Raw genomic sequence first — 16,585 nt, 5'->3', positions numbered from 1 at the left:
TCCAATGAACATGCCAGCCATTACTTCGGCGTGGGTGGCCGGGTGGACCCTCTCCCGGGACACTCCGCCCGCCGTGGACGAGCCCTGGGGCCACCGGATCGACGTGGGCCTCCCCCGCCACGTCGTGCGGCACGTCCTGCCCCGCCCCGACGCGGCCACCGTCGGCGCGCTCTGCGCACGGCTCACCGAGCCGTACAGCTGGCTCAAGGTGATGGCGGAACCGGAGGAGGTCGCGCCGTGGATCACCGGGGAATGGACGGTCCCCGACGACCCCGGCTTCATGATGACCAAGCCGCTGGCCCCCGGCACCCCTCCCCCGCCGCCCCGGGGGTACACCCGGACGGCCGAGGCCGCGTCCGGCGTCCTGCGGGTCCGGGTCCACGCCCCGGACGGCACCACCGCCGCCCGCGGCCAGATCGCCACGACGGGTGCCACCGCCGTCGCCGACCAGATCGAGACGGACCCGGCGCACCGGCGCCGCGGTCTCGGCGCGTACGTCGTGCGCACCCTGGAGGCCGCCGCGGCCCGCGCGGGCGCCCGGACCGGGGTCCTGGCCGCGACCACCGACGGCCGCGCACTCTACGGCTCGCTGGGCTGGGAGTACCGGGGGCCGCTCACCGGAATCGTCCGGACGGAGGAGGGCGCCTGAGGGAAGGGCCGGACGGGCGGAGCGCGAACGGGCCGGTGGGCCGGTCCGGGCGGACGGACGGGGTGCGAACGGGCCGGCGGGCCGATCGGCCAGGTGGGCGGAACCGGGCGCTCCGGCTGCGGACGGGCGTGCCCGGGGGCATGCTCCTCCCATGAGACGAGGCGTACGGGGAACGTGGTGCGGGGCCCTGCTGCTGGCGGCGGTCCTGGTGGGCGGCGCGACCGGCTGCGGCTCCGGGTCCCCGCCCGGGCCGGGCTCGCCCGGTCCGGCGGGCACGTCGGGCACGTCGGGAACACCGGACACCCCGGGCACGCCCGGCGCCACGACGGAGCCGGGCGCCCCGCCGTCCGACCCCCGGCCGGGCCGGGTCCTGGTCGAGGTGGTCGTCACCGGCGGCTTCGCCGGCGTGCGCAACCGGCTCGTCGTGCGCCAGGACGGCGGCTGGACCGTCCTGTCCGGCACCAAGCCGCCCCGGACCGGCCGGCAGACCCCCGCCGAGACCGCCGAGCTGCGCGCGGCCCTGGAGGACCCCGCGTACGCCCTCGTCCCGGCGCGGCCGACCGGCAGGCCGGTCGCCGACGGCTTCCAGTACCGGGTGACGTACCGCCACCGCCTCGTCGTCGCGGACGACGGCGAACGCCCGCCCGCCCTCCGGCGCGTCTTCGCCGCCCTTCCGGGAGGCGGCCCGCCGACGAGCCCGTGAGCGGCGGTACCCCCTCGTGAGGGGCGGGACCGCGAGGACGTGAGCGGCCCCCGGGTCCGTGTGCGACGGCTCGGGGGCCGCTCCCCGCGTTCCGCTCCGGGACGTCCCCTCCGAGGCGTCCGGCACGGGCCCGGCCCGGGGGTGCGGGGCGCCGCCCCGGGCCCGGGTGGGGGGCTCCGGGAGGGCCTCGGCGGGGAAGGGGCGCGGACCTCCACCACCCGTTCCCGTCAAAGGGTTTGGTCCGGTCGCGGGTGTCCGGCCAGGATGGCCCGGACCGTCCGCCACGGCGGCGGGACGGCCCGACGACGAGAGCGGAGTGACCGACGATGCCCAGCCCCGTGACCCTCGACCGCCGCGAAGGACCCCACGGAGAGGTCGTCCTGCGGCGCCGCGACGAGCACTACGAGATCATCGCCAACGGCACCTTCCTGATGGACACCTCCGACGGGCGCTCCGAGCGGCTCCTGATCGACGCGGCCCTCGACGCCCTGCCCGAGGAGCGCAGGGCCGGCGCCTCCGTCCTCATCGGCGGCCTCGGCGTCGGCTTCTCCCTCGCCCACGCCACCGCCGACCCGCGCTGGGGCCGGATCACGGTCGTCGAACGCGAGGGGGCCGTCATCGACTGGCACCGGCGGGGCCCGCTCGCCGCGATCTCCGGGGCCGCGCTCGCCGATCCCCGGACCGTGATCCTGCACACGGACCTCGTGGACCACCTCCACCACTCCACCGACACCTACGACGCCCTCTGCCTGGACATCGACAACGGCCCCGACTGGACGGTGACCGAGGACAACCGATCCCTGTACTCCGCCGAGGGGTTGGCGGTGTGCGCGGCCCGCCTCGCCCCCGGCGGAATCCTCGCCGTGTGGTCCGCGCGACCCTCCGGTGATTTCGAAGGAACCTTGCGGAATGCCGGTTTCAGCGGGGTACGGACGGAAGAGGTACCCGTTGCCCGGGGCGTCCCGGACGCGGTCCACCTCGCGGTCCGTCCCGCCTGACGCCCGGATGGCCGGGACGCCCCCGGTACCTCTAGGCTGCTTCACCGACATCGGCGACGCGAGGCGGGGCAATGGAGCAGACACACACCACTCACCACGGTGCGGCGGCCACTCCGGGGCCCCAGCGGCGCGTCCTGGTGGTCGAGGACGACACGACGATCGTGGAGGCGATCTCCGCCCGGCTGCGCGCCGAGGGCTTCCTCGTCCAGACCGCGACCGACGGTCCGGCCGCCGTGGAGGCGGCCGAGAGCTGGCAGCCCGACCTGATGGTCCTGGACGTGATGCTGCCCGGCTTCGACGGCCTGGAGGTGTGCCGCAGGGTCCAGGCGCGGCGGCCCGTGCCCGTCCTCATGCTGACCGCCCGCGACGACGAGACCGACATGCTGGTCGGGCTCGGGGTCGGCGCGGACGACTACATGACCAAGCCGTTCTCGATGCGCGAGCTGGCCGCCCGGGTGCACGTGCTGCTGCGCCGGGTCGAGCGGGCCGCGCTCGCGGCGGTCGCCCCGCGCGGCGGCATCCTGCGCCTGGGCGAGCTGGAGATCGACCACGCCCAGCGGCGGGTCAGGGTCCGGACGGAGGACGTGCACCTGACCCCGACCGAGTTCGACCTCCTCGTCTGTCTGGCGAGCACCCCCCGCGCGGTCCTCTCCCGCGAGCAGCTGCTCGCCGAGGTGTGGGACTGGGCGGACGCGTCGGGCACCCGGACCGTGGACAGCCACATCAAGGCGCTGCGCCGGAAGATCGGGGCCGAGCGCATCCGTACGGTCCACGGCGTCGGTTACGCGCTGGAGACCCCGGCGCCGTGAGCCGGCGCGGGCCGGAGGGGCCGAGAGGGGCGGGGGCGTCGCACCGGGCGGAGGAGCCGGGCGGCGGGCGGCGGGTCCGCAGGATCACGGTCTCGATCAAGACCAAGCTGGGCGCGCTGGTCGTCGGGGCGGTCCTGCTGACCTCCGGCCTCGCCCTGGTGGCGATCCGCACCTCCACCGAGTTCCGCTACATCACGGTCTTCGCGATGATCGCGACCCTGCTGATCACCCAGTTCGTGGCCCAGTCCCTGACGGCGCCGCTGGACGAGATGAACACGGTGGCGGGCGCGATCTCGCGCGGCGACCTCTCGCGCCGGGTGCGGGGCGCCGACCGCCGGGACGAGCTGGGCGACCTCGCCTCCACCATCAACCGCATGGCGGACGACCTGGAGGCCGTGGACCGGCACCGCAAGGAGCTGGTGGCCAACGTCTCGCACGAGCTGCGGACCCCGATCGCCGCGCTCCGGGCCGTCCTGGAGAACGTCGTGGACGGCGTGTCCGAGGCCGATCCGGAGACGATGCGGTCGGCCCTGAAGCAGACCGAACGGCTGGGCCGCCTGGTGGAGACGCTGCTCGACCTGTCCCGCCTCGACAACGGTGTCGTCGCCCTGCGGACGACCCGCTTCGAGGTCTGGCCGTACCTGTCGGGGGTGCTGCGGGAGGCGAACCTGGCCGCCTCCCAGCGCGGCCTGTCGTCCACCTCCGGGCTGCACAACCGCACCGACGTCCACCTGCACCTGGACGTCTCGCCGACCGATCTGGTCGCCCACGCGGACGTGGAGCGGCTGCACCAGGTCATGGCGAACCTGATCGACAACGCGGTGAAGCACTCGCCGCCGCACGGCCGGGTCACGGTGCGGGCCCGGCGCGGCCCGTGTCCGGACTCGCTGGAGCTGGAGGTCGAGGACGAGGGCCCCGGCATCCCCGAGGCGGAGCGGCACAAGGTCTTCCAGCGGTTCAACCGGGGCTCGGCGTCGCGCCGGCAGGGGCCCGGCAGCGACGGCGGGACGGGGCTCGGGCTCGCGATCGCGCGCTGGGCGGTGGATCTGCACGGCGGCGGGATCGGTGTGGCCGAATCATCACGCGGCTGCCGCATCAGAGTCACTCTTCCGGGCAGTCGACCACCGAGAGATTGACGTAGGGTTCGAACCGGAAGGGCACGTTCTGCGTGTACGTGGGCAGGACGTGAACAGGGGTGCGGCCGAAGGGGGCCGCGCTCGCGCTTTTCCGTACCCTGACACGTGCGAAACCACGGTTGTTTCCCGCCATTCAGGGCCCCGAAACACCTCGTCAAGTGTGACTTGCGCGACGTTGGAGTGCCCGGCCTGCACCTCCCGGCCGGACAGGCGTAGCCTTTATTTCCGCTGTCCATCACCTTGTGAAGCGGAAGAGGGCGGTTGCCGCCGTGTCGTCTCAGTCCCCCAGTACCCCGAGCTCCCCGACCGACCAAGGCGGGCAGGGCCAGAACCCTGCGACCGCCTTCGGTGCCAATGAGTGGCTCGTCGACGAGATCTACCAGCAGTACCTCCAGGACCCGAATTCGGTCGATCGTGCCTGGTGGGACTTCTTCGCCGACTACAAGCCCGGAGCGTCGGAGACCCCGACCGCCCCGGCGCCCACCACGCAGAGCACGCCCGCCGCGCCGCAGGGGGGCCCCGCACAGGCCGCGCCTGCCGCTCCGGCCTCCGTGCCCGCTCCCGCCCAGGCTCCGGCTCCGGCCGCCAAGCCCGCCGCGGCCCCCGCTCCGGCCCCCGCCGCGGTGAAGCAGGCCCCGGCCAAGCCCGCGGCCGCCAAGCCCGCGGCCGCCCCGGCCGCCGAGGCGCCGGCCGGTCCCGAGCTGATCACGCTGCGCGGCCCCGCCGCCGCGGTCGCGAAGAACATGAACGCCTCCCTGGAGGTGCCGACGGCCACGTCCGTCCGCGCCGTCCCGGTGAAGCTGCTCTTCGACAACCGGATCGTGATCAACAACCACCTGAAGCGCGCCCGGGGCGGGAAGATCTCCTTCACCCACCTCATCGGCTACGCGATGGTGCAGGCCATCAAGGCCATGCCGTCGATGAACCACTCCTTCGCGGAGAAGGACGGCAAGCCGACCCTGGTCAAGCCGGAGCACGTCAACTTCGGCCTCGCGATCGACCTGGTCAAGCCCAACGGCGACCGCCAGCTCGTCGTCGCGGGCATCAAGAAGGCCGAGACGCTCAACTTCTTCGAGTTCTGGCAGGCGTACGAGGACATCGTCAAGCGCGCCCGCGTGGGCAAGCTGACGATGGAGGACTTCTCCGGCGTCACGGTCTCCCTGACCAACCCCGGCGGCCTCGGCACCGTCCACTCCGTGCCGCGCCTGATGCCCGGTCAGTCGGTCATCATGGGCGTCGGCTCGATGGACTACCCGGCCGAGTTCCAGGGCACCTCCCAGGACACCCTGAACAAGCTGGGCATCTCGAAGGTCATGACCCTGACCTCGACCTACGACCACCGGGTCATCCAGGGCGCCGCCTCCGGCGAGTTCCTGCGGATCGTCGCGAACCTGCTCCTCGGCGAGGAGGGCTTCTACGACGAGATCTTCAAGGCCCTGCGCATCCCCTACGAGCCGGTCCGCTGGCTCAAGGACATCGACGCCTCGCACGACGACGACGTCACCAAGGCCGCGCGCGTCTTCGAGCTGATCCACTCCTACCGGGTCCGCGGCCACGTCATGGCCGACACCGACCCGCTGGAGTACAAGCAGCGCAAGCACCCCGACCTGGACATCACCGAGCACGGCCTCACCCTGTGGGACCTGGAGCGCGAGTTCGCGGTCGGCGGCTTCGCCGGCAAGTCGATGATGAAGCTCCGCGACATCCTCGGCGTGCTGCGCGACTCGTACTGCCGCACCACCGGCGTCGAGTTCATGCACATCCAGGACCCGAAGCAGCGCAAGTGGATCCAGGACCGCGTCGAGCGTCCGCACTCCCGCGTGGAGCGCGAGGAGCAGCTGCGCATCCTGCGCCGCCTGAACGCGGCCGAGGCGTTCGAGACCTTCCTGCAGACGAAGTACGTCGGCCAGAAGCGCTTCTCCCTGGAGGGCGGCGAGTCCGTCATCCCGCTGCTCGACGCGGTCATCGACTCGGCCGCCGAGTCGCGCCTCGACGAGGTCGTCATCGGCATGGCCCACCGCGGCCGGCTGAACGTCCTGGCGAACATCGTCGGCAAGTCGTACGCGCAGATCTTCCGCGAGTTCGAGGGCAACCTCGACCCGAAGTCGATGCACGGCTCCGGCGACGTGAAGTACCACCTGGGCGCCGAGGGCACCTTCACCGGCCTGGACGGTGAGCAGATCAAGGTCTCGCTCACCGCCAACCCCTCGCACCTGGAGGCGGTCGACCCGGTCCTGGAGGGCGTCGTCCGCGCCAAGCAGGACGTCATCAACAAGGGCGGCACGGACTTCACCGTCCTGCCGATCGCCCTCCACGGCGACGCGGCCTTCGCCGGCCAGGGCGTCGTCGCCGAGACGCTGAACATGTCGCAGCTGCGGGGCTACCGCACCGGCGGCACGGTCCACGTCGTCATCAACAACCAGGTCGGCTTCACCGCCGCCCCGGAGTCCTCGCGTTCCTCGATGTACGCGACCGACGTGGCCCGCATGATCGAGGCGCCGATCTTCCACGTGAACGGCGACGACCCGGAGGCCGTGGTCCGCGTCGCGCGGCTCGCCTTCGAGTTCCGCCAGACGTTCAACAAGGACGTCGTGATCGACCTCATCTGCTACCGCCGCCGCGGTCACAACGAGGGCGACAACCCCTCGTTCACCAACCCGCAGATGTACAACCTGATCGACAAGAAGCGTTCGGTGCGCAAGCTGTACACCGAGTCGCTCATCGGTCGCGGCGACATCACCCTGGAAGAGGCGGAGCAGTCGCTCCAGGACTTCCAGGGCCAGCTGGAGAAGGTGTTCGCGGAGGTCCGCGAGGCCACCACCGCCACGCCGTCCTCGGTGCACGTCCCGGACGCCCAGGCCGAGTTCCCGGTCGCCGTCACCACCGCGGTCTCCCAGGAGGTCGTGAAGCGGATCGCCGAGTCCCAGGTCAACGTCCCGGACCGGATCAAGGTCCACCCGCGTCTGCTGCCGCAGATGCAGCGCCGCGCCGCCTCCATCGACGACGGCACCATCGACTGGGGCTTCGGCGAGACCCTCGCCATCGGCTCCCTGCTGATGGAGGGCACCCCGGTCCGGCTCTCCGGCCAGGACTCCCGCCGCGGCACCTTCGGCCAGCGCCACGCGGTCCTGGTGGACCAGGAGACCGGCGAGGACTACACCCCGCTGCTCTACCTGACCGAGGACCAGGCCCACTACAACGTCTACGACTCGCTGCTCAGCGAGTACGCGGCGATGGGCTTCGAGTACGGCTACTCGCTGGCCCGCCCGGACGCCCTGGTCATCTGGGAGGCCCAGTTCGGCGACTTCGTCAACGGCGCGCAGACCGTCGTCGACGAGTTCATCTCCTCCGCCGAGCAGAAGTGGGGCCAGACCTCCGGCGTCACGCTGCTCCTGCCGCACGGCTACGAGGGGCAGGGCCCGGACCACTCGTCCGCGCGCCCGGAGCGCTTCCTCCAGATGTGCGCCCAGGACAACATGACGGTCGCCATGCCGACGCTGCCGTCGAACTACTTCCACCTCCTGCGCTGGCAGGTGCACAACCCGCACCACAAGCCGCTCATCGTCTTCACCCCGAAGTCGATGCTGCGCCTGAAGGCCGCGGCGTCCACGGTGGAGGAGTTCACCACCGGCGGCTTCCGCCCGGTGATCGGCGACGGGTCGGTCGACCCGGCCGCCGTCCGCAAGGTCGTCTTCTGCGCGGGCAAGGTCTACTACGACCTGGAGGCCGAGCGTCAGAAGCGCGGCGTCACGGACACGGCGATCATCCGTCTGGAGCGCCTGTACCCGCTGCCGGGTGCCGAGCTGCAGGCCGAGATCGCCAAGTACCCGAACGCCGAGAAGTACCTGTGGGCCCAGGAGGAGCCGGCGAACCAGGGTGCCTGGCCGTTCATCGCGCTCAACCTGATCGACCACCTCGACCTGGCGGTCGGCGCGGACATCCCGGCGGGCGAGCGCCTGCGCCGGATCTCGCGTCCGCACTCCTCCTCCCCGGCGGTCGGCTCGGCCAAGCGCCACCAGGCGGAGCAGCAGCAGCTGGTCAACGAGGTCTTCGACGCCTGACCGACCGTTCCGTACGCGTACGGAAGGAGGCCCGGCACCCCTGGTGGGGTGCCGGGCCTCCGGCGTTCCGGGGTGCTCAGAGGTTGGCCTCGAAGTCCCAGTAGGGCCGGTTGCGCTGGCGGGCCGACAGGGTGTGCGGGTGCTGGGCCCCCAGGGAGCGGGAGAGGGCCAGCAGGGCGTCCGCCTCCAGCTTCCCGGCCTCCTCCGTCTCGCGCAGGCCGCGCAGGTCGGTGGCGAGCGCGATCTGGCAGGAGAGGGTCAGCGGGTGCTCGTGGCCCATGGCGTGCCGGGCCCGGCGGAGGGTCTCCCGGCTGAGCTCCGCCGCCTCGGCCACGCGCCCGTTGAAGTTGCGGGCGGCGCTCGCGTTGAGGGCGCAGCCGAGCACCCAGGGGTGGTCGGGGCCGAGGGTGGCGGTGAGGCCGGCGAGGGCGGATTCCAGCATCGTCATCGCCGCCGTCCGCTCCCCGGACGCCTGCATCACCAGGGCCGTGTTGGCGAGGACGCCGGTGGAGACCGGGTGGGCGGGGCCGAGGAGGGCGCGGTAGCCCGCCTCCGCCTCGGTGATGAGCTCCCTGGCCAGGTCGAGGTCGCCGTGCTCGCGCAGGAAGTTGGCGTAGTTGGTGACGGCGGAGAGCGTCACGTAGTGGTCGCGGCCGTACGCCTGCTCCAGGTGTTCGAGGACACCGGCCATCATGGCGCCGATGTCCTCCTTGAAACCGCCCTCCCGGCGGCGGCAGAGCGCCAGCTGGCTGCGGGCGTAGAGGGTGTGGAGGTGCTGGGGGCCGAGGATCTTGACGTGCAGCCGGACGTTGGCCTCCTGGCGGGCCAGTGCCTCGCGGTAGCGGCCGAGCAGGCGCAGGTCCTGGGCGACGGCGTTGTTGGAGTTGAGGGTGGAGGCGTGGCGGGGGCGGAGGATGTTCTCGCAGCGGGCGAGGGTGTCCACGTCCTGCTCGTACGCCTCCTGGTAGCGGCCCAGCATGCGCAGGACCACGCCGAGGTTGTGCCGGGCGACGAGGGTGAGGCTCTGGGCCTCGCCGAGCAGGCTCCGGGCCTCCTCCAGGGCTTCGCGCTGGAGGCCCTCGGACTCCTGGTAGTGGCCGAGGAAGCGCAGGTCGCGGGCGAGGGAGATCTTGGTCTGGAGTGCGCCGAGTTCGTCCCTGACGGGGGCGGCGGCGAGCCGGTCGCGCTGGACGAGGTCGAGTTCGTACGCCTCGCGGAAGCGTCCGTACCGGCGCAGGATGTCCCCCTCCAGGGTGGTCAGTTCCTGCATGTGCGGGGCCAGCGGGTCCATGAAGGAGGTCCACTCGTTGCGGATGCGCCGGGCCAGCCGGACGCCCGCCTTGTACTCGCCGCTGCGCTCGCAGAAGCGCAGGCAGTTGAGGACGGCGACCTGGATGCGGGCGTCGGTGCTGCGCAGCGCCCCGGAGGGTTCGAGGTGGGGCAGGAGTTCGGAGTAGCGGGGCCAGTGGCGGCTGTCGGTGGGGTTGCCGGGGTCGGCCTCGGCGAGGAGGGTGCGGACGGCCTTGCGGTGGGCGTCGCGGTGCTCGCCGTCGGTGAGCCGGGAGACGATGTCGTGCACCAGGCGGTGCATGTGGATCGACTCCTGGTGGGGGCCGATCTCGTCGCTGCTGACGGGGCCGCGGGACTCGCGGGTGAGGACGGAGTAGTTGACGAGGGTGTCGAGGGCGCGGGTCCAGGCGGGCAGGTCCGTGGCCATCCAGCGCAGGTCCTCGGGCAGCTGCGCCTGGGGGTAGGCGCGGACGATGCCGAGCGGGATGCGGCCGGGCGCGAAGGAGGCGCACAGGCTGAGGATGTCGACGGCCTGCGGCTGGGCGCGGCGGAGCCGGTTGATCAGTATCGACCAGGAGGTGAGGGAGGCGTTGGGCACGCCGTCGCCGGCCGGGGGCTCGTCGACGCTGGAGAGGCGCCCCTCGCGGACCATGCGCAGGTACTCGGGGGCCTCCATGCCGGACTCGCCGAGCCAGGCGGCGGCCTGGACGAGCGGCAGGGGCACGTCCCCGAACTCGGCGGCGACCTCGTCGGCCTCGGCGGCGGTGATGTGCGGGGCGCGGCGCATCAGGTAGCCGGTGGACTCGGCGCGGTCGAAGCCGGGGATCTCCAGGACGTCGGTGTGCTCCCGCCAGGCGCGGTTGCGGGAGGTGATGAGGACGTGGCCGGGGCCCTGCGGGAGCATGACCTCGACGCCCTCGGTGGCGTCCCAGCCGTCGAAGACGACGAGCCAGCGGGAGTGCGGGTCGCCGCGGCGGAGCGCCTCCCGTACGGCGCGGATGCGTTCGCCCGGTTCGCTGCCGGTGGGCAGGGAGAGTTCGACGGCGAGTTCGCCGAAGCGGTCGCGCTGGACGTTGCGGTCGTCGGAGCTGACCCACCAGATGACGTCGTAGTCGGGGCTGAAGCGGTGGGCGTACTCGGCGGCGATCTGGGTCTTGCCGATCCCGGACATGCCCAGGAGGGTGCACGCGGCGTTGCCGCGCTCGGCGTCCATGAGGCGTTCCTGGAGTTCGGTGAGGAGGTCGTCGCGGCCGGTGAAGCGGTGGTTGCGGCGCGGGACGTCGCCCCAGATCTCCGGCGGGGTCTCCGGGTAGCGGGCGGGTGTGCCGGGCGGGGTGCGGCGGCCCGCGCGGCGGGGTTCGACGGCGAGCCTGCTGAGCAGCCGGGCCTCGGCCTCCTCCTCGCCGACGCCCCAGAGGCCGACGGGTTCGAGGACGGCGGTGGCCGGGAGCAGGGTGCGGTTGGTGAGGTTGACGGCGGCGAACCGGTCGGCGTGGGCGGCGACGAAGCCGCGCAGGACGTCGTTCCACTCGCCGGCCGGGCGGGGGCCGAGTTCGAAGAACCAGTCGTTGAGGACCAGGAGGACCTGTCCGCGGGCGAGCAGCAGGTCGCCGAGGGAGTCCTCCAGGGGGACCTCGCGGGGCGGGTCCCAGCGCTGGAGGGTGGCGCGCACCCCGTGGGCTTCGAGGCGCTGGGTGATCCAGGCCGCCCAGGGGCGGTGGTAACCGGGGAAGACCACCAGGACGTGCTCGGGGGCGGACCTGCCGCCGTGGTTCTCCCCGCCTCCGCCCGACCGCTGTTCCGCCATCTGTACGTCTCCCGTCCCGCTCGCGCGCAACGCAGTGTCATGTGCCGTGGGCACAGTGTTACCCACGGGCCTTCGGACTCGCGCCGAGGCTCGCGTGGAGCCGCCGCATGTGTCGGGCGAACTCCCGCCCTTCGTCCGTCAGTTCATCGGATTCAAGCAGGATCGTCAGCGCGTCGCCCACCTGATCGTGGATGTGGTCGAACTGCTGCGCGGCCCGGGTGCGCCACGCCCGGAGCGCGCCGGGGGCGTCCCGCGCCCGGCGCCACAGATCGGCGAGGGCCAGGTGGGCGTAGGCCCCCTGGAACACCCCGGAGACCGGGCGCGCGTCGCCGCGCCAGCCGACCCGGTGGAGCGCGGCGTCCCCGGGCCGGTAGAGGGGGACCAGTTCGTGGAGGGTGGAGAGCTTGCTGTGGTGCAGCTCGTGGACGAGCGTCTCGGCCATGTCACAGGCGCCGGCCGAGGGGGTCATCAGGACGGCTCCGGGGGCGACGCTCAGGGTGGCGCCGACGGAGCGCGGCCCGTACGGGCGCAGGGGTACGAGCGCGCCGACCGTGCGCCCGACCTCCGCCGCCCGCTCCCGGTCGGTGCGCCGGAGCAGGTCCCGGGCGGCGCGCCAGTGCCCGGACCAGACGGCGTGGTCGACGTCGGCGCGCTCGGCCGCGTGCCGGGCGGGGGTCCCCACCCCGCCGGGCGGCACCCGGTACGGGTCCAGGTCGTCCAGGCGGGCGGCTCCGCCGGACAACCGGCGCAGGCCGCGCCAGCCGGGGCCGCTGCCGGTCAGGGTCCCGGAACGGGCGTCGGCGAGCCGGAGGATCGCGGCCGGGGCGCCGGGGGCGTCCTCGGCGTGGACGCGCACGACGTGGGAGCGGGAGGCGACGCGGACCGGCCCGGGTCCCGTCAGGACGCTCCCGACGCCCGGCAGCGACAGGACGCCGCCGGGGGCGCGGACGACGAGGTCGAGCGGCCGGCCCGCGCGCAGGGCGGCGGTGGTGGCGACCGGCTCCAGGCGGGCGAGGTGGCCGTCGAGGGCGGGGCCCGGGGGCGCGGTCAGGGCGGCGGCGAGCCAGGCTCCGGTGGTCGGGTAGTCGAGGACGGCGCGGACGGCGGCGGGGTGGGAGCGCTCGGTCCGTTCGAGGAGCCGCCACGCCTCCTCGAAGCCGCGCAGGGCCTCGGGGGCGATCTCCTCCCGGTGGCGCCGCACCCGTACGAGGAGGGCCTTGAGCAGCAGCAGCCGGCGCGCGTGCGCACCCGACCGCAGGAACGCCGCCCCGGCGGCGGCGGGCCGGGTGGACGCCAGCGCCTCGAAGGCCGCGGCCCGCGGCGACGCGGCGATCACACCGGCCCCCGGGTGGCGACCGGCCGACGGAGCGTACGGGGGGCGGAAGCCCTGGGTCGGCGGGGCGCACAGGGGGCTGGGGCTCCGGACCGGCGGCGCGCACGGGGGACGGGAACTCCGGACCGGCAGGACGTACGGGTGATCGCGGCAGCCGGTCCGTCGCTTCCGCGGGGGGCGGGGGCCGTCGGCCGGTCACCAGCGGCGCATTCGGCCGGAAACGATCGGTCGGCACGGGCGCCGGACGGTCGCGGACGGGCGGCGGAGGGCCCTCCGGGGTCAGTCGAGGACGGCGTCCTCGGGCCAGGAGACCACGAGGTCCGAGGGGTGCCGCAGCACGTGCTCGACGGCGGCTCCGAGAGCGGCGTCGTCGGTGACGCGCAAGGTCCGCAGGTCAACGGCGGCGAGGTCGGGGAGTCGCGGCGGCCGGCCGGCCCCGCGGCCGACACCGGTCGCCCACTCCGTACGCTCGAACACTCTCGGCTCCTCCTCACCGGCGCCTGTCCCCCACGGTCGTAGCGGCGCAGCGGTTCTTCCCGACGCCACCGGACCGGAAACCCTTTCGATTCAACTGCGGCCATGTGCGCCCCCGTCGTCCGGCCGTCCGGGAGGGGCCCGCCGGACGGCGTCCCCGCGACCCCCCTCACGTGGCACCGCCCCAGGCCCACCAGGGCGGCATGACGGCGCGTCGCTCCTCGTCGGACCTCCTCCCGTACCCCCCGTCCGTCGTCCTTCCGGCCTCCTCCAGCAGGCTCCTGGTCCGCTCCACGTCGGCCCGGTCCACCTCCACGAGGAACCCCGCGAGCCGGCTCCACCGTGCGGCGGCGGTGCGCAGCGCGGTCCTGGCCCGGCCCGGACGGTCCATCAGGAGGAGGACGGCTCCCTGCCCGTGGAACGCGCGGGCGCCCGTGACCGTGCCCGGGTCGTCGCCGTGGGCGGCGCGGGACTCCTCCCCCGCGTTGCGGTAGGCGGCGAGAGCGTCGCCGATCACGCCGTCCCGTCCCGTTTCGGCCAGTTCGAGCCTCACCCGTCCGAGCTGCAGCCAGATCTCGGCGCGCTCCCCCGGGTCGGCGGTGCCCCGCAGGGCCTGTTCCAGGAGGTGGCGGCTCTCGAAGAGGTCGGGCAGGAAACCGGCCCGGTGGAAGCGGAGGGCGAGCACGCTGCCGATGAGGGCCCGGGCCCCGGCCCGCTCGGGCGCGTCGGCGGGCAGCCGGGTGAGGGCTTCGCGCAGGACCCCCTCGGCCCGGTCGACGGGGCCCGTGCCGGTGTCGGCGGTGGCACGGCGCAGCAGGGATCCGCCCCAGGTCAGCAGGGTCAGGCCGCGTTGTCCGCTGTCGGCGGGGGCGAGCAGGGTGGCCTCCTCGTACGCCGCGTCGGCGGCGGCCCCGTCACCGGCCGCGTCGTACAGCCGGGCGCGGGCGGTGGTGAAGCGGAGCCGCAGGGCGCGTCCGTCGCCGAGGAGGTGTTCGGCGCGGTCGAGGACGGGGGCCACGCGGTCCGGCCCGGCCCCGGCGAGGCGCAGGGCGTCGGCGAGGTCCAGGAGGACGGCGGCGCTCTCCCGGAGGCCGAGGGCGGCGGTGAGCTCCGCCGCGGCGGCGTCGCCGTCGCCCCGGGCCAGGAGCAGCCGGCCCCGGCGCAGGTGGAGGGTGTGCCGGGTGGTCCCGGGCCAGCGCTCCGGAGGCTCCGCGAGAGCGGCGAGGGCGGCGTCGAGGTGGCTGGGGTCGTCGGTGTCGCGCCACAGTGCGTGGTGGACGACGGCGAGTTCCAGCCGGGCCTCGGCCCACGCCTCGTCGCCGGGTCCGGCCAGTTCCCCGGCCCGTACGAGGGTGTCGGCGGCCCGTCCGAGGAGTTCCGCGCGCCGGCCGGAGCGCCGGGCGGCCGCGGTGTCGGCCTCCGCGAGGAGGACGCGGGCGAGGACGATCCGGGCCTCGACGGGTTCGGCGGGCAGGGCGGCCTCGGCGCGCTCGCGCGCGTCGGTGAGGAGGGCCGGGTCGGACTGGCCGCGGCCCTGTCCGAGGAGGCGGCGGGCCTCGGTGAGCGGGTCGGGGGTGATCAGGTCGGGGTGGTAGAAGCGGAGCACGCGTGCGGGGATGCGGGCGAAGAGTTCCGTCTCGACGCCTTCGGGGCCGGGGGGTTCGTCGGTCGCGTCGGGCGGGGCGGGCCGTCCGGGGCCCTGCCCGGTCCCGGCCCCCGGGGTCTCTCCGGCCTCCGCCCCGGCCAGGCGGGCGGCGGCGAGCGCCGGGAAGTTGCGCGTGCCCTGGCCGAAATTGCGCTCCACGTAGGCGGAGCAGTGTTTGAGGACGAGGGCGGCGGCGCTGGGGTCGAGCGACCCGAGGAGGTGCCGCTGGATGCCGGGCGGATAGCTGAAGCAGGGGTACGGGGTGGGGCCCGGCAGGCGGCGCAGGAGCCCGCTGAGCAGGACCTCGGCCAGTTCCATGGGGCCGGTGTCCGGGAGCATGGCGCGCTGCACGAGCTGCATGACGGGCAGGGACAGGGGCGCGGCGGCGAGGTGGACGGCGAGCCGGAGCGCGCCGGGCGAGGCGCCCGCCCGGAAGGAGCGGAGGAGTTCTTCCTCGCCGCGCGGCGGGCGGGGGGCGCGCGCACCGGCCGTTCCGCGCGCCCCGGGGGTCTCGGGATCGAGCCAGGCGGCCCAGCCGCGTACGGCGTCGCCGCCGTGGCCGGTGTGGAGCCGGGTCCAGGAGTCGAACGCCTCGGGGGTCGGGGTGAGGACGGGAACGGCACGGCGGCCGGGGTCGGGAGCGGCCCAGGGGTCGTCGTCGGAGCGGAAGGCGGGGTGGCCGCCGGGGGTCGCGGAGCGCCGGAAGGTGCCGGGTTCGGCGGGGAGCGCGGTACGGGGCCAGAGGCGCGGCGGCAGGGGCTGGACGAGGGCGAGCGGGGTGTGGCGGGGCCACTGGCGCAGGAGGCGCTGGGCGGCGCCGCGCTGCCAGAGGGGCCCGACGCAGTCGCTGACGACGAGGGTGAGCCGGCGGCCCGTGGGGTCGTGGAGCTGGTCGACGGGGCGCAGCCGGGGCCGGCCGTCGGCTCCGGAGGTGGTGGTGACGAGCGGGGGCCCGTCGCCGGTGTCGTACAGGCGGTGCACCTGGACGTCCCGGAAGGCGCCGGACTGCTGGCACGCCTGGCGGAGCTCCTCGACCATCCGGCTCCAGACGACCATGGCGGGCCCGGTGTCCATGAGGAGCTGGATGTCGGGGCGGCGGCCGGCGGCGGGGCGCAGGACGGGGGTGAGGATGCCGGCGGCGGCGCTGCGTTCGGCGGTGGCCTCCTCGTCCAGGGTGCCCTCGCCGGGGCGGTGCGGCGCGGGGGCGTAGCCGCGCAGGGGGCGCAGGGCCTTCTGGAGGCCGAGGAGTCCGGGCAGGGCGTTGGCGCCGGGGGCGCGGACGGGCAGGACGGCGCCGCGTTCCGCGCGCCCCGCGCCGCCGCGCGCGCCGGGGGCCCCGGCCTCCATGTGCAGCGCCACGGAGTCGCGGGCGGGGCCGGGCCGGGTGTCCTCGCCCGGGGCCGTCCCGTCCTCCCGGGTCCCTCCGCCCGCCTCCCCCGGGGGGCCGCCCCTCGTCGCGGAACCGTCCGCGTCCCGTGCCGCCGGCGGCTCGTTCCGGTCGCCGACGCCGTCCTCGCGCGTCCCGGGCGGCGGCGCGGCCCCGTCCGGGGTGCCCGGTGGGGGTCCGGGAAGCCAGCGGGCCAGCCAGAGGGCGTCCGCGATGTCCTCGGCGGTCGGTTCCCGGCCGCCGGCCCGCAGTCTGCGGGCGAGTTCCTCCAGGTGCGGCCGGCGCATCCGGTC

The 16,585-nt window shown here is 74.6% G+C and carries 10 protein-coding genes; 6 read left to right on the top strand and 4 right to left on the bottom strand.

The features are described from left to right. Nucleotides 1–10 precede the first annotated feature (10 nt). The 6 genes from ACZ6AQ_RS15130 to ACZ6AQ_RS15105 all read left to right on the top strand — a co-directional run bounded on the left by ACZ6AQ_RS15130 (nucleotide 11) and on the right by ACZ6AQ_RS15105 (nucleotide 8,356). Nucleotides 11–649, top strand: a complete 639-nt coding sequence (locus ACZ6AQ_RS15130; RefSeq protein WP_468760208.1) for a GNAT family N-acetyltransferase — start codon at nucleotides 11–13, stop codon at nucleotides 647–649. A 151-nt stretch (nucleotides 650–800) separates the two neighbouring features. Beyond that, on the top strand, nucleotides 801–1,352 hold the full coding sequence (locus ACZ6AQ_RS15125; protein ID WP_468760207.1) for a hypothetical protein: 552 nt from the start codon (nucleotides 801–803) through the stop codon (nucleotides 1,350–1,352). Between the two features lie 326 nt (nucleotides 1,353–1,678). After that, a complete protein-coding gene (locus ACZ6AQ_RS15120) occupies nucleotides 1,679–2,350 on the top strand; it encodes a spermidine synthase family protein (protein ID WP_468760206.1) in 672 nt (223 codons plus the stop codon). Between the two features lie 71 nt (nucleotides 2,351–2,421). After that, entirely contained in the window at nucleotides 2,422–3,159 is a 738-nt protein-coding gene (locus tag ACZ6AQ_RS15115) for a response regulator transcription factor (RefSeq protein ID WP_468760205.1), read from the top strand. Continuing rightward, nucleotides 3,156–4,295 carry a sensor histidine kinase gene (locus tag ACZ6AQ_RS15110; protein WP_468760204.1) on the top strand — a complete coding sequence of 380 codons (1,140 nt, stop codon included), beginning with the start codon at nucleotides 3,156–3,158 and terminating at the stop codon, nucleotides 4,293–4,295. Before ACZ6AQ_RS15115 ends, ACZ6AQ_RS15110 begins: the two co-directional genes overlap by 4 nt. A gap of 269 nt (nucleotides 4,296–4,564) precedes the next feature. Continuing rightward, nucleotides 4,565–8,356 carry a multifunctional oxoglutarate decarboxylase/oxoglutarate dehydrogenase thiamine pyrophosphate-binding subunit/dihydrolipoyllysine-residue succinyltransferase subunit gene (locus ACZ6AQ_RS15105; RefSeq protein ID WP_468760203.1) on the top strand — a complete coding sequence of 1,264 codons (3,792 nt, stop codon included), beginning with the start codon at nucleotides 4,565–4,567 and terminating at the stop codon, nucleotides 8,354–8,356. Nucleotides 8,357–8,432: 76 nt separating this feature from the next. Here the strand turns inward: ACZ6AQ_RS15105 and fxsT are convergent, their stop codons facing one another. The 4 genes from fxsT to ACZ6AQ_RS15085 all read right to left on the bottom strand — a co-directional run bounded on the left by fxsT (nucleotide 8,433) and on the right by ACZ6AQ_RS15085 (nucleotide 16,579). After that, nucleotides 8,433–11,453, bottom strand: a complete 3,021-nt coding sequence (gene fxsT / locus ACZ6AQ_RS15100; protein ID WP_468760202.1) for an FxSxx-COOH system tetratricopeptide repeat protein — start codon at nucleotides 11,451–11,453, stop codon at nucleotides 8,433–8,435. Between the two features lie 58 nt (nucleotides 11,454–11,511). Then, the gene (locus ACZ6AQ_RS15095; protein WP_468760201.1) at nucleotides 11,512–12,789 is read right to left on the bottom strand and encodes an HEXXH motif domain-containing protein; all 1,278 of its coding nucleotides are present in this window, start codon (nucleotides 12,787–12,789) and stop codon (nucleotides 11,512–11,514) included. Nucleotides 12,790–13,065: 276 nt separating this feature from the next. Continuing rightward, nucleotides 13,066–13,263, bottom strand: a complete 198-nt coding sequence (locus ACZ6AQ_RS15090) for a hypothetical protein (protein WP_388698150.1) — start codon at nucleotides 13,261–13,263, stop codon at nucleotides 13,066–13,068. A 166-nt stretch (nucleotides 13,264–13,429) separates the two neighbouring features. Continuing rightward, nucleotides 13,430–16,579 carry an SAV_2336 N-terminal domain-related protein gene (locus tag ACZ6AQ_RS15085; RefSeq protein WP_468760200.1) on the bottom strand — a complete coding sequence of 1,050 codons (3,150 nt, stop codon included), beginning with the start codon at nucleotides 16,577–16,579 and terminating at the stop codon, nucleotides 13,430–13,432. Between the last annotated feature and the right edge of the window lie 6 nt (nucleotides 16,580–16,585).

Source organism: Streptomyces sp. NPDC041191 (assembly GCF_055591945.1).
This window is presented reverse-complemented; position numbering and strand designations above follow the sequence as displayed.